14 protein-coding genes and 1 tRNA gene are annotated in these 12,976 nt (G+C 41.8%); 4 read left to right on the top strand and 11 right to left on the bottom strand.

Going from position 1 to position 12,976, the window contains the following annotated elements; all coding sequences use genetic code 11:
• Positions 1 to 37: 37 nt before the first annotated feature.
• Both FHS10_RS13890 and FHS10_RS13895 read right to left on the bottom strand, forming a co-directional pair.
• Complete coding sequence (locus FHS10_RS13890) at positions 38 to 661, bottom strand: NADPH-dependent F420 reductase (protein WP_259091570.1); 624 nt, start codon at positions 659 to 661, stop codon at positions 38 to 40.
• 60 nt (positions 662 to 721) lie between these two features.
• On the bottom strand, positions 722 to 1,474 hold the full coding sequence (locus FHS10_RS13895) for an SDR family NAD(P)-dependent oxidoreductase (protein WP_259091571.1): 753 nt from the start codon (positions 1,472 to 1,474) through the stop codon (positions 722 to 724).
• A gap of 107 nt (positions 1,475 to 1,581) precedes the next feature.
• Here FHS10_RS13895 and FHS10_RS13900 point away from each other — a divergent pair, with 107 nt between their 5' ends.
• On the top strand, positions 1,582 to 1,935 hold the full coding sequence (locus FHS10_RS13900) for a winged helix-turn-helix transcriptional regulator (RefSeq protein ID WP_259091572.1): 354 nt from the start codon (positions 1,582 to 1,584) through the stop codon (positions 1,933 to 1,935).
• A gap of 309 nt (positions 1,936 to 2,244) precedes the next feature.
• On the opposite strand, the gene FHS10_RS13905 is transcribed toward FHS10_RS13900, so the two are convergent.
• The 4 genes from FHS10_RS13905 to metG all read right to left on the bottom strand — a co-directional run bounded on the left by FHS10_RS13905 (position 2,245) and on the right by metG (position 5,769).
• Positions 2,245 to 2,877, bottom strand: coding sequence for an ATPase (locus FHS10_RS13905; RefSeq protein WP_259091573.1), 633 nt, complete (start codon positions 2,875 to 2,877; stop codon positions 2,245 to 2,247).
• Entirely contained in the window at positions 2,877 to 3,125 is a 249-nt protein-coding gene (locus tag FHS10_RS13910) for a hypothetical protein (RefSeq protein WP_259091574.1), read from the bottom strand. Before FHS10_RS13910 ends, FHS10_RS13905 begins: the two co-directional genes overlap by 1 nt.
• A 356-nt stretch (positions 3,126 to 3,481) precedes the next feature.
• Positions 3,482 to 3,553 (bottom strand) — tRNA-Arg (locus FHS10_RS13915).
• Positions 3,554 to 3,702: 149 nt separating this feature from the next.
• The gene (gene metG / locus FHS10_RS13920; protein WP_259091575.1) at positions 3,703 to 5,769 is read right to left on the bottom strand and encodes a methionine--tRNA ligase; all 2,067 of its coding nucleotides are present in this window, start codon (positions 5,767 to 5,769) and stop codon (positions 3,703 to 3,705) included.
• A gap of 174 nt (positions 5,770 to 5,943) precedes the next feature.
• Between metG and FHS10_RS13925 the strand changes: the two genes are divergently transcribed.
• The 3 genes from FHS10_RS13925 (at position 5,944) to FHS10_RS13935 (ending at position 8,295) form a co-directional block, all read left to right on the top strand.
• Positions 5,944 to 6,858, top strand: coding sequence for a S66 peptidase family protein (locus tag FHS10_RS13925; RefSeq protein WP_259091766.1), 915 nt, complete (start codon positions 5,944 to 5,946; stop codon positions 6,856 to 6,858).
• Positions 6,859 to 6,913: 55 nt separating this feature from the next.
• Positions 6,914 to 7,321 (top strand): DoxX family protein, encoded by a 408-nt coding sequence (locus FHS10_RS13930; RefSeq protein WP_259091576.1) that lies wholly within the window; start codon positions 6,914 to 6,916, stop codon positions 7,319 to 7,321.
• 80 nt (positions 7,322 to 7,401) lie between these two features.
• A complete protein-coding gene (locus FHS10_RS13935; RefSeq protein ID WP_259091577.1) occupies positions 7,402 to 8,295 on the top strand; it encodes a hypothetical protein in 894 nt (297 codons plus the stop codon).
• A 47-nt stretch (positions 8,296 to 8,342) separates the two neighbouring features.
• On the opposite strand, the gene FHS10_RS13940 is transcribed toward FHS10_RS13935, so the two are convergent.
• The 5 genes from FHS10_RS13940 to FHS10_RS13960 form a co-directional block, all read right to left on the bottom strand.
• A complete protein-coding gene (locus FHS10_RS13940) occupies positions 8,343 to 8,480 on the bottom strand; it encodes a hypothetical protein (RefSeq protein ID WP_259091578.1) in 138 nt (45 codons plus the stop codon).
• Positions 8,471 to 9,037 carry a hypothetical protein gene (locus tag FHS10_RS13945; protein ID WP_259091579.1) on the bottom strand — a complete coding sequence of 189 codons (567 nt, stop codon included), beginning with the start codon at positions 9,035 to 9,037 and terminating at the stop codon, positions 8,471 to 8,473. The genes FHS10_RS13940 and FHS10_RS13945 overlap by 10 nt, the downstream gene beginning before the upstream one ends.
• Positions 9,038 to 9,131: 94 nt before the next feature.
• The gene (locus tag FHS10_RS13950) at positions 9,132 to 10,121 is read right to left on the bottom strand and encodes a hypothetical protein (RefSeq protein WP_259091580.1); all 990 of its coding nucleotides are present in this window, start codon (positions 10,119 to 10,121) and stop codon (positions 9,132 to 9,134) included.
• 273 nt (positions 10,122 to 10,394) lie between these two features.
• Positions 10,395 to 11,312: a DUF1735 domain-containing protein gene (locus tag FHS10_RS13955; RefSeq protein ID WP_259091581.1), complete on the bottom strand. Its 918-nt coding sequence runs from the start codon at positions 11,310 to 11,312 to the stop codon at positions 10,395 to 10,397.
• 40 nt (positions 11,313 to 11,352) lie between these two features.
• On the bottom strand, positions 11,353 to 12,963 hold the full coding sequence (locus FHS10_RS13960) for a SusD/RagB family nutrient-binding outer membrane lipoprotein (protein WP_259091582.1): 1,611 nt from the start codon (positions 12,961 to 12,963) through the stop codon (positions 11,353 to 11,355).
• Between the last annotated feature and the right edge of the window lie 13 nt (positions 12,964 to 12,976).

The following is a 12,976-nucleotide window of genomic DNA, read 5'->3' on the forward strand; positions in this document are numbered from 1 at the left end:
GGGGCATAATCGCATTGAAATTTGCGATCACGATTCATTAGTTGAACTTGACTAAGTCCTGAAAGATGAGTTTACCCCAGGTATTTCCGTGCGCCTGCACAAGCAGTCCGCCTTCCGAAAGGCCGCCAAGTTTGACTGGCGCGAAACCGAGATTTTCCGCAAGCGCAGCAATCTCCGCTACTGCGCCGTCATCGTCGCCCGCCAGGAATACAACTCTCCTGCCACCATGTACCGCCGGATCCTCGCCAAGAATGGCAGCGCCTAAATGGTTGAAGCCCTTAACCAGTTTCCCGCCATTGAAGGCCTGCGCAACGAACCTGGCAGAAGGCTGTCCTCCCATCTGCTCAATGGGCACGCCATAGGCATTGGTCACATCCACGATGGTCTTTCCCTGCCAGTTGGGGAGGGCCTTCGCGACATCCGTGTGCGATTCAAATCGCACAGCCAAAAAGACGATGTCCGCCTTAACGGCTTCCGCCAGTGTTTTGGGAATGATCTCGGGTCCGATGGCGGCCGCATCGGATGCAAAGCTTTCCGGGTCGCGCGTGGTTGCAACGGATACTTTGATGCCGTTGCGGGCAAACGCCTTAGCTATAGCCTGACCTATCTTACCGAAGCCGATAATTGCGTAGCTCGCTACTTTCTTTTCTGATTTACTCATTTTGAAAATTTTTAATTATTTAATGGCACGGGTTACAAACCCGCGCCAGTGTGGGGTCAATTATTTAGCTAAATAGGTCATACCACCATCAACGAGGAGTTCGGCACCCAGCATAAACGAAGAATCATCGGATGCCAGGAAAACCGCTGTTTTACCAATGTCGGCTGGTTGCCCGATCCTGCCTATCGGCATTTGATCTGCAAAGTGCTTTTTAACCGCTTCCATTTGTTCTGCCGGAACAAACTTGTCAAATGCGGGTGTGTCTGTTGTGCCTGGTGTGATCACATTTGCCCTGATCTTTCTATCTAAAAGGTCGCTTGAAAATCCTTTGGCTAAATAGATAACAGCTGCTTTTGCAGCGCCATAAAGCGTAAAATTGGCATATGCCCGATGTGCAGCATTTGACCCGATTAAAATAATAGAACCACCATCATTCATATAAGGCAATGCTTTTTGAACTGTGAAGTAAACGCTTTTCAGGTTCAGATCAATTGCCTTGTCAAAGTCGGCTTCGTCAAAAGTTGCCACAGTTCCTACAGCTCCGGCACCCGCATTGGCCACGATCACGTCTATTTTACCAAACTTTTCAGCTGTTTCTTTAAAAACCCTTTCCAGGTCGGCAAGGTTAGTTACATCGGCATTTATGGCTATAAAATTATCGCCAAGCTGAGCTGCAGCACTATCTAAAGTTTCCTGATTTCTGCCTACAATAACTCCTTTAGCACCTTCATTTTTAAATTCCTGGGCAATGCCAAACCCGATGCCGCTATTACCACCTGTAATAACTGCTACTTTATTTTTTAATCTACCCATTATTTCTTTTTTTAAGATTGAGCGACAAAGGTAGATCACTAAAGTTATTTTTAGTAACTTTGTATTGATTAATAACAGTAACATTGGTGTAACCGAGTAACATGACAGTGTGTAAAATAACAGAGTTCCAGCAGGAACAAAAGAAAAGGATGCGGTCTGTACAGGATGCCATGGACGCGCTGAACGGGAAATGGAAGATCGCTATTATTTCGTCGATTTGCTGTTACGGCAAAAGAAGATTTTCTGATATTCTGAATGATGTTGAAGGAGTTTCCAACAGGATGCTGAGCAAAGAATTAAAGGAACTGGAAATAAACCAGTTGATCACACGTACCGTCTTAGCTACCCAACCCATAACGGTTGAATATGAACTGACGGAGCACGGCAATACGCTGCAAACCATCATCAGCGAACTCTCGGATTGGGGAATAGTACACCGAAAAAAAATTGTAGGGAAATAATCTTCGTTCTTTGTTGGGTACCGTCCTACCATTACTGCCAACAACCTTGTATCAGTCATTAAGTTGCCCAATAAAAACTATCGAACTACAAGATTGAACGAAGCTGCGCGTTCAATATATCACATTAACAATGGGTTACATAAAAACACAAACGGAAAAGATGCAAAGTTATCGCTCCTTTCCCGTGAAGTGGTCCTTAGACTACAAAACCCGAACTCTTTTATGGGTGATTTGCATTGTGCGGTGGGTTTTGAGGACGATTCGTGCAATTTGTGAATTAAATAAGCGGTTAAAATTAGTATTGGCCGCTTATTTTGAAATTCTTTCAGCAAGTCGGGGCAAATGCTGCGTAAACCATTCCGGCAATTCTTTTTTACGAATGCTGGAAATTAATTCTGTGCCTCTGAATGCAGCCAAAGGCTTAGGCAAAAACACCGACGTATCAACGATTTGCAGGTGATCTAACAGATGGAAATGCTCATTAAGCATTTCAAGATTACCATAAAAATTATTTTCTATATCGTAACGAGGGACATTGTGTCCGCCCTTTTTTGCTCGCAAGCCTACCCGCATTTCTGACAGGTCGGCGTCCTTCAAACCTAAAAACAGCATTTGAAGCTGATACCCATTATCCTTAAACCGTTTGGGGAAATCCCAAGTCGCGTAACTCGGAAAGTGGCCTTCATAAACAAAGTCCTCGTTATTTTGGAGAGCATTATCCAATAAGCTTTCCAATGTAGTTATGATGAATTCAGCAGCAATTTTCTTGGCTTCTTTTAGCGATCTCATTTGTACCGGCCAAAGTTCAGACACTTTACCCGTATATAATTTATCCCCGTCAAAAACTACATGATTAGCCCCAATATGCTGGGGCAGATAATCCGGGCCAACCGTTGATTTACCTGCACCGTTAGAGCCGGTGATCAAGTACAAGGTCGGCATTACAAACCCAAACGTTTTCTTAAACGTTCACGATCTCTCGCCCGCAGGTTACGGACAGGAACAAAATCATTTTTTCCTTGCACAAAAGTTACCAGTTGAATGGTCTTATCAGGAAATTCCAGATAACATTGACCTGCGGGAAGACTGTTTACATTGATCATGAACGGCTGCCCTGAAGTAAGCGTTTCCGTCCTTAAACGATGAACAGCTTTAGTAGCTATGTTTTCCAGTACTTCTATTTCACTCATGTTGTTGTCCTTCTTACTACAGTAGTTATAGTACTTCTTCTTATAACTCAAATATAACAAATTTTGTTCTATTTATAGTCATCTTGCTATCTTTTCTCTATGTACTGTTCAGCAACTTCCTGCTTTACCTTTAATGTTCTTTTACTTATCCTCGTCTCTTCATTCTACCTAAACAGTCAAAAAAATTGGGATACTGCTTATTAAGCCCTCCAGATACACCTTTGATTATCAAATAGTCAGTTTTAACTTGTGGTCGATGTTATCACCGCACACTCTGGATAAAAAAAGCCACCAAATTTTCATCTGATGGCTTTCAACAATCTTTCCCATGCTGTTCCCATGAATGGGTTTAAAAGTGATCCCGACGAGAATCGAACTCATATCTAGAGTTTAGGAAACTCCTATTCTATCCGTTGAACTACGGGACCGGTTATAGCTGATTGCGGGTAAACCCTCATTCAGCTTGCAAAGGTGCAAATTATCCCTGAAAAATCACATGCCTCGGCTGCAAATTTTTACACAGGTAAACATTGCCCCCATCTGCACATCTGAAATCTGAAATTTGCACATCTAAAATCTATCTTATCACCGACCCATTATGAAAATCTTCTACCGGGGCAACAAAGCTTAGTTTGCCTTCGCTGTTCTCGGCCATAAGGATCATTCCTTGCGATAGGATGCCTTTGATCTCGCGCGGCTCCAGGTTTACCAATATGCTTACCTTTTGGCCAATGATAGCTTCAGGCTCGTAATATTCGGCTATGCCCGATACAACAGTGCGCTCATCGATTCCCGTATCAATAGTCAGCTTTAACAGCTTTTTGGTTTTAGTTACTTTCTCGGCCGCAAGGATGGTTCCTGTACGGATATCCATGGTAGCAAAGCTTTCATAGTTGATATTTTCTTTGGCGGCTTGTACATCGATAGTAGCTACCGGTGCCGCTTTTTTAGCCTGCAGTTTTTGCAGCTGAAACTCTATTACCTCATCTTCTATCTTTTCAAACAACAGCGATGCCGGGCTTAACTGGTGGCCGTTGTTAAAGTGGATCTCCTGGTCGTAAGCAATAGTTTCTTCAGGCCAGTTCAGCATACCCAGTATCTTTTTGGCGGTTACCGGCAAAAATGGCTGCGCGGCAGTAGCCAGGTGACCAATAATAAGCAAACAGTTATGCAACGCCTCTTTAGCGCCCTCAGGATTGGTTTTAATAGCCTTCCAGGGCTCTTTCTCGGTAAGATAGCGGTTACCAAGGCGGGCAATATCCATCACAGCCTGCAACGCCTGGCGATAGCGGTAGGCCTCCAGGTTCTTTTCTATCTCATCGTAGCAAACACCAATCTCGGTGCTCAGGTATTCGTCATGCAGCTCAATTTTATCGGTGGTTACTTCAACCTTACCATCGTAAAATTTGTGCATCAGTATCATTACACGGTTCACAAAGTTGCCTAAAATAGCAACCAGTTCGTTGTTAACACGGGCCTGGTAATCTTTCCAGGTAAATTCACTGTCGCTGGTTTCGGGCAATATCGATGTAAGCACATAGCGTAGTTCATCCTGCTTGCCAGGTAGCTCTTCCAAATATTCATGCAGCCAAACCGCGTGGTTGCGGGATGTAGATAGCTTATCGCCTTCTAAATTTAAAAACTCGTTTGCCGGTACATTTTGCGGCAAAATATATTCGCCATGAGCGTGTAGTATAGATGGGAAAATGATACAATGGAAAACGATATTATCCTTACCAATAAAATGCAGCAGGCAGGCATCTTCCTGCTCTTCGGCCTGTTTTTTCCAGTATAGCTTCCAATCCTTATCATTGTCTATAGCCCACTGTTTAGTGGCCGAGATATAGCCTATCGGCGCATCCATCCAAACGTAAAGTTTTTTGCCTTTGGCTTCTTCAAGCGGTACATCTATGCCCCAATCCAAATCGCGGGTCATGGAGCGTGGCTGCAGACCCGATTTCAGCCATGATTTGCACTGACCAAATACGTTTGTTTTCCAGCTGCCTTCCTTGGTATCTATCCATTGCTCCAGCCATGGCTGGTATTTATCAAGCGGCAGGTACCAGTGCTTGGTAAGCTTTAATACGGGTGTTTTACCGCTCAGGGTCGATACCGGGTTAATCAGATCGGTTGGGTTTAAAGAAGTACCGCAACGTTCACACTGATCGCCATAGGCATTCTCATTGTGGCAATTGGGGCAGGTGCCGGTAATGTACCTATCGGCTAAAAACTGCTGATAGTCCTCATCATAATATTGCTCGCTCAGCTTTTCAATAAACTCGTCCTTTTCATACAGGTTCAGAAAAAACTCCTGCGAAAGATCATGATGTATAGCCGATGATGTACGGTGGTAAATGTCAAAAGCTATCCCGAACTCTTCAAAGCTTTGTTTGATCTGGGCGTGGTATTTATCAATAATGGCCTGCGGCGTGGTGTTTTCTTTTTTTGCTTTGATGGTAATAGCTGCGCCATGCTCATCAGAGCCACAGATGTAAACCACATCCTTTTTTTTGAGTCTTAAATGACGAACGAAGATATCGGCTGGCAAATACGCACCGGCAAGGTGACCAATATGCAGCGGCCCGTTGGCATAAGGCAGTGCCGATGTTACAGTATATCGTTTATATTTGTTGAGTTGTGACATTAAATCGCGGCGTTATAAATAATTTGCAAAGATAACTTTTTAGTCTGAAAGTCGGGGGAAGAGCCGGAAAGTCCGTAAGTCCGCCAAAGTCCGAAAGACAAAAAGTTTTATGATATGAATATGAGTGAATCTCGTGCTACTTCCGGACATTCCGACTTCCGGACTTCCCGACTTTTGGACTTTCCGACTCCTGGACTCCTCCCCCCCTATTTAAAAAAAGGGGATAAGATAGCCATAACCTGCCCAGCCAAAAAGCCACCTAACCCAATGACGGATGCCATTGAACTTTTACAATTGTGGGGGCTGGAAGTTGTTTTGGGCGATACCCTGAATGCATCGTACCACCAGTTTGCCGGCGACGACGATTTAAGGGCGAAAGACCTGCAGCGTTTTATTGACGACGATAGTATAAAGGCCATCATAGCCGCCCGCGGTGGGTATGGAACCGTTAGGATGATAGACAAGGTTGATTTCAGTCGCTTTGCGCAAAACCCCAAATGGCTTATTGGCTTTAGCGATATTACGGTGCTGCATACACACCTTTTTGCTAATTACGGGGCGCAAACCATACACGGGCAAATGCCGGTTAATATTCCCGATGCATCATCCCGGTCATTGGAAACCCTGCGCAGGGCCTTGTTTGGCGAAGAGTTACAATATGAGGTTACAGCCCATACTCAAAACCGGGCGGGCGATGCCGCCGGCATCCTTATTGGCGGTAATTTATCATTGCTGGTTGCGGTATCCGGTTCGGTATCCGACCCCCATTATATAGGCAAGATCCTGTTTATTGAGGACGTAGGCGAATACCTCTACAGTATCGATCGGATGCTGCGCTGCCTTGACCGCGCCGGCAAACTCAAAAACCTGGCCGGCCTTATTGTCGGCGGCTTTACCGATGCTAAGGATAACGACATTCCCTTTGGCCAAACCGTACCCGATATTATTATGGATATTGTGAAGGATTATGATTTCCCGGTATGTTTTGATTTCCCGGCAGGGCATATCCCCGATAATTGCAGTTTAATATTTGGCCGAAAGGTGACCTTAGCCGTTCAGGAACACCAGGCCAGCCTCCGTTTTATTTGAGTAAACAATTCACATTATATTTTTTAACATACTATCTACCTTTAATATTTGATACATGGCATTATTCAGCAATTTAAGCAATTACAAAAATCTGGGTTTATTAATTATCCGCGTAGGCCTGGGCATTATGTTTATTTATCATGGCTACCCCAAGCTCATGGGCGGACCAAAAGAATGGAGAGAGCTTGGCGGCTCTATGAAATACGTTGGCATTCACTTTTTACCCGCGGTATGGGGTTTCCTGGCAGCCGCTACAGAGCTTTTAGGCGGTTTTCTGTTAATCATAGGCCTTGCTTTCCGGCCCGTATGTATTTTGCTTTTAATTAATCTTATTGTAGCTGCCTTAACCCATTTAGGCAGTGGCGGCAGTTTAGGCGATGCAGCGCACGCCATTGAGGATGCCGTAGTATTTGCCGGGTTAATATTTATCGGGCCTGGGAAATATAGTGTGGATAAAAAGTAATATTTGTAATAGGTGTTTTCACCTATTGTTTTCATAGTTATAATAGATGATATTTATAAGAAAAATAAATATCATCTATTATGAAAAAACAATTATTACTATTGGGCGCAATCGCGCTGTTTTTAGGTTTAACATCCTGCAAAAAAGAACTGGCCAAAACTGCCGATGTTACAAAAAAGGATTCGAAGCTAAGTGTGAATACGTTACCCGCACAAACGTATAACGAGTTGACGCTTATTCCAAGGAAAGCGGGTGAAAACTACGATACTTATTACACAACCTTTCACGGGTCTAATGTGTATGTAACGGGCAATGCGCTATACGATCAGGACAAATACCCCACTCTCGTAAACGGTCAACCTTGCTATGCCGAGTCAATGTACTCAGATAACGAGGGTGCTATAGATTTCTTTAACACCGGTACCGATGGCAATGTTTTTCAGATATCGCAGGGACATTGGGTATACACGGATTATACCCAAATGGTTACAGATTTTGACAACTATTTTAAGGCTGAGAATACTTATATAAAAAATGGTGCAACTGGTGTTGAGCCAAGCATTTTTACATACGTAAAAGATAACTACAAATCATCATCAGGCTCTTCATTGTCCCCATATTTATATGTTGGTAAGCTAATTAGAGTCACTACTGGATCGCATTGGGCAGTTGCAGAACTTGAATACCCTTTACCTTCAGCATTGCCTGTTGCTACACCTTCTACTTTTATCGATGTTGCAGATCCTGTTAATTCGGCTATACATTACTTTTTACAAGGCGTTAAAGGTGCGATTTCGCAAGGAAACATAGCAACACGGAACGCAAGTGGTAGCTGGTCAACAGGGGCGGCAGTTGATGTTTCTGGCTTATATTTTCAAGTCACACCTGGTTCTGGAAACTATCATTCTATGGGTTCTATTGTAAGACCCGATAAAACGATATTCCGATTTGATCAAACAGCTAATACCAATTAATTATTTTAACAAAAGCCCGCAGGAACTTCCTCGGGCTTTTCATTACTCTACTCATTCAACGAATCACCCAAACCAACCAAAAAGGCTTCATTAACATCATCGTCGGCATGTTGGCTAAAATATACCTTCACCTTATCTGCATCAGCCGCAAATGCCTGCTTTATAGCCTTGATTTTTAATGCCACCTTTGAACTCCGTTGGTTTTCACGTCAATTACGTAATAACCCGGCTCATCCACATACTCATCGAATTTGTTGCCGCTCGATGTCATCCCGTCCGATTTAAAATCGGCTTTTACCAGTGTTGTTTTGGTGAGTTTATAAACCTTGTATTTGCTCCCGGTTGATAGCGCCTGCACAAAGTGTGTAGCATCAATAGCGGGTACGTATTCAAAGTTCAGGGGCTGGTCTGCCTTGTCATATACCGTAAAGGTTTTTACCTGGTCTTTACTAACATCAATGGCCGTTTGCTTATCCTGCGATAACAGCAGCGAGCCATTTATTTTATCATAGTTAAAACTATAGTTGTCGTTTTTAACAGTATTTCCGGTTTTATCAACAACATAGCCCTTTGCCCAGGTATCAAATAAATAGCGGCTGCCCTTTGTATTCTCTTTACTGGCTAAATTATAAACCATCCCAGTACCAGATGTAATACCCGAAGCCGAAATGCCGGTTTGAGCCTTTAAAGCGTTAGTTGCTACAATACAGAATGCTATTGTAGCTATGTGTATTTTGTTCATATTTTTTAAGCGCTGATATTTTCACTTAAAGTACAATAAAAAAGACCGTTAGAAAAATCTAACGGTCTTTTTTATTGTAAAGCGTTTCTTTTTGCTAATTCAATGAATCTGCCAGGTTTTTCAGGAACGTTTCGTTAATATCATCATCCGCATGTTCACTGTAATAAGCCTTTACCTTATCAGCATCCGCGGCAAAGGCCTGTTTAATGGCTTTGCTTTTAATGGCTATTGGCTGCAATGCCGATGTTTTAACATTGTATACATAGTAAACCGGCTCATCAACATACTCATCATAACGGTTACCGGTTGATGTCATGCCATCTGTTTGGTAGTTTGCCTTTACAAAAGTGGTTGTAGTGTATTTATATACTTTGTATTTAGCGCCATCGGCTAATACCTGGCTGTAATGAGTAGGGTTTATAGCGGTTATCAGTTCAAACGTTTGGGGTTGATCTGTTTTATCATATATGGTAAAACTTTTGATCTGGTCCCTGCTCACATCAATGGCCGCGCGTTTATCCTGGGTTAACAATAACGAGCCGTTAATTTTATCATAATTGTAGCTATAGTTATCGTTTTTAATGGCAGCACCGCTTTTATCAACTACAAAGCCTTTAGCCCAGCCTTCATCAACTAAATAACGGCTGCCTTTGGTATCTTCTTTACGCGCTATGTTATATAGCGCTCCGCCGGTACCTGCCATGTTAAAATAGGTGAAACCGTGCGTTTGATTTTGCTGCCCATTAGCCGTTGTTGTTATTTTATCAGGATCTGACAGGTTATTGCCTTTAAAAGTAGACTGACCGGCTTTAAGTACTACTACCAGGTTTTCTTTAGGATTTACCTTTTCGTCTTTATAGCCTTTTGCAACTACCAAAAGCGAGTTATTATTTTTTACTGGTAAACTAAAAAAACCAAGTGAATCTGTATAGGTAGCTTCTTTGGCATCAGCAACCTGCACCAATGCTGATGCTATTGCATTTCCCTGTTCGTTTTTTACAGTACCGGATGCGGTTATTGATTGTGCAATGGTAGCTTGAACGGCGACATATGGTAAGAGTAAGGTAAGGATGTATTTTTTCATTGTCTTAATATTTAAGTATTAAAATTAATCATAAACCACCTAAAAGCCAAATGATTAGTTTAATTAAAATAAATTGTTTTTTTTAATATGATCTGATAGCTATCGTGCAAATATTTACACGCCAATCTTATGAATTGAATTATCGAATTAATACCTACAATAAACAACTAGTTGACAATAAGCGCTATTACAAAAAATGACTAACCCCTTTCAGGGTTAGTCATTGATTAAAATTCAGCACAAAAAATTAGTATGCTAAAGGGTTTACCTTTATTATTTTTTGTATTGATCAACGTTATGTCTCGCAACAGCACCGGGAGCAGTTCCCAACACATCGTAAGTAAATCCTTGCTGATCAAACATAGCCAGTGCCTCTGCATAGGTATAGTTTTTTTCTACATAATTTACAATAGAAGCTGCTGTTAATACATTTATGTTATTTCCATTCAATATTTTGGATACATCGTCTGGATCAATCACAATTGTAAAGTGCGAATAAGTAGCATTAGGGTATAAGCCCACCTGTTGAAAATCAACTTTGTACCTGATATTTTGGGTATAGTATCCTCCCGAAACTTCAAATTCGGTGCCGGAATTTGGCAAAAATGTATTTGTATTCCCGGCCGCATAGGTAAAGTTGGTCCCGCCTGAAGGAGTTCTTGTAAATTGCCATTTGTATACGCCAGCAAAATCATTACCAATAAAGTGATAATATTTTATGCTATAATTTGCACTTTTAGAAGCCCCCGTTACAGTAGTGATCTTAAGCGGAAGCATATAGCTTTTTGTTGGGTCAAGCTTGCTTCTATAAAAAGTAACCGGAATGTTAGCTAAACGGGTACCTGCTTTAATTGTAACAGTTGTATTGGCAAACACAAATGAATTTGTTGGCATTGCCAAATATGGAACTGTTGAATTTATGGCCTCATAAGCTGCAATAAGTGAATTATCCAACTCAACAGTAACTTTTACATCCGCTGTAGGTGGATATTCGCCGGTTACGTTTAATTGAAGCGTTCTGCTTATTGTATCTTGAGGATCGGTTATAGATGCTTCGCCGAAATAAGGCAAGCCGCTGTGTACAATCTCCGCAAATGCCTGGATATTTGAAAAATCCACGTTTGGCTTGTCTTTTAAGCAAGACGTAAGCGAGACGGTAAGGATTCCTAATAATATGATTAATTTTTTCATCTCTTTTATTTTAATTTTTTAACTATTAATATCGGCATGCCTATTTCATCCAAAATATTTTGGAAGTCAATACATCATTACCAGTGCCGCCTGCAGGCACATTTGCACCATTAAGTGAGGTTTCGTTAACAGGGTAAGGCAAACGGTACGGGATGTGCGGTGCGGTATTACCTGGATATATAGATACCGGCAAATCTCTTGGAATGCCTAATCTTCTCCAGTCGCTATATGACTCCAGTGGATCGACCGAGTTCATAGCTGCCCATTTTTGAGTGATAAGCGTGGTTATCTTATCAGGTGAATTCGCATAATTTGTTAAATTATTTGATTGACCAACATAAGTAGTTGCAGCCGCAGCATAATTAGCTACGCCAAGGAAATTAAATGATTCGGTAACAGCTGCATTATATAATGATGTTGCAGAAGCGTATGAAATATAACCCCTTTGAGCAGCTTCAGCTTGTAAAAATAAGCTTTCAAACGCCGGCAATAATACAGCATCCTGAGATGGCCCTTTTGGACTGGTGCCACCTGGCTTATAACCAGTACCCAAAACCGCAGAGATTACAGTATTTGATTCGGTACCACTTGTGCTACCATAAGCACGACCCTGAACATTGGCAGGATCTGTTGCGACACCGCCATTACCCTTAACAGGGATATAGATATAACCAAGCCTTGGATCGTTGTTATTTTTATAAAAATTAACACCATATGAATTTGCACGCCAGTAAACAGTATTGGTACCGTTTGAAGCTTGCGCGTTACCAATTACATCCAGGTAATATGGATTCAATTGATTGTCTGCCGCGTTTGAATAACCCGGGTTAACCGATGCATCTGTACCGGCACCTAAAAAGCTATCTGCAGTATAACCGGCAAATGCTGTAGTAGCCGCAACAGTAGGAGTACCTTTTTCTGTTTGACGCATGTAAATCTTCAACTTCAAAGTATGGGCAAATCTTATCCAATTCTGCATTTCAGCTTTTCCTTTTGAATCCGTAGCTGAATATCCTTTACCAAACAATACATCATAATTTAGAGGATATATGGCGGTTGATTTATCATCATCAAGATTGCTTTGTATAAGCGTTGCAGCCGAATCCAATTTAGCAGTAATGCTGTTATAGATAACTTGCGGATCATCATACTTGTACGAAAATGCGTTATTAACAATAAGCGCAGATGAGTATGGAACGCTGTTATACATATCAACCAAACGCTGAAAAACATAAGCTTGCATAATGTTTCCAATAGCTTTAAAATAAGCCTGGGAAGGATCGTTACCTGCTGTTTTTATTAACAGGTTATAGTTTGATAAGTTTAAGTAAGCATTATCAAAGTTACCTGTAAAGTTACTGCTGGTTAGCTGGTAAAGTACATAAGTTGTACTTGCAGTGTAGCCACCGCTTTGTGTCCAATAACCCATCCAGTTTTCAAACACATCGGCGTTACCAGCCTGTACCAGGTTGGCGGTACCTACCAGTGCCGAGCTTAATGTATATTTGGTTGGCGCTGCAGCGGCGTTATTAGGGTTGACATCATTGATATCAAACGTTCCTTTTTTACATCCCACAATGCCCGTTAATATCACAGCTGAGAAAAGCAGGCCAAAGCTAACTTTTCGCTTAAATATTGTTTTCGTTTTCATTTTTTCTATCAAT

Source organism: Mucilaginibacter dorajii (assembly GCF_024808255.1).
Classification (GTDB): Bacteria; Bacteroidota; Bacteroidia; order Sphingobacteriales; family Sphingobacteriaceae; genus Mucilaginibacter; species Mucilaginibacter dorajii.

Coding starts and splice junctions, on each gene's coding strand:
- FHS10_RS13890 (WP_259091570.1), bottom strand. CDS start 661: ATGAGTAAATCAGAAAAGAAAGTAGCGAGCTACGCAATTATCGGCTTC.
- FHS10_RS13895 (WP_259091571.1), bottom strand. CDS start 1,474: ATGGGTAGATTAAAAAATAAAGTAGCAGTTATTACAGGTGGTAATAGC.
- FHS10_RS13905 (WP_259091573.1), bottom strand. CDS start 2,877: ATGCCGACCTTGTACTTGATCACCGGCTCTAACGGTGCAGGTAAATCA.
- FHS10_RS13910 (WP_259091574.1), bottom strand. CDS start 3,125: ATGAGTGAAATAGAAGTACTGGAAAACATAGCTACTAAAGCTGTTCAT.
- metG (WP_259091575.1), bottom strand. CDS start 5,769: ATGTCACAACTCAACAAATATAAACGATATACTGTAACATCGGCACTG.
- FHS10_RS13930 (WP_259091576.1), top strand. CDS start 6,914: ATGGCATTATTCAGCAATTTAAGCAATTACAAAAATCTGGGTTTATTA.
- FHS10_RS13935 (WP_259091577.1), top strand. CDS start 7,402: ATGAAAAAACAATTATTACTATTGGGCGCAATCGCGCTGTTTTTAGGT.
- FHS10_RS13945 (WP_259091579.1), bottom strand. CDS start 9,037: ATGAACAAAATACACATAGCTACAATAGCATTCTGTATTGTAGCAACT.
- FHS10_RS13950 (WP_259091580.1), bottom strand. CDS start 10,121: ATGAAAAAATACATCCTTACCTTACTCTTACCATATGTCGCCGTTCAA.
- FHS10_RS13955 (WP_259091581.1), bottom strand. CDS start 11,312: ATGAAAAAATTAATCATATTATTAGGAATCCTTACCGTCTCGCTTACG.
- FHS10_RS13960 (WP_259091582.1), bottom strand. CDS start 12,963: ATGAAAACGAAAACAATATTTAAGCGAAAAGTTAGCTTTGGCCTGCTT.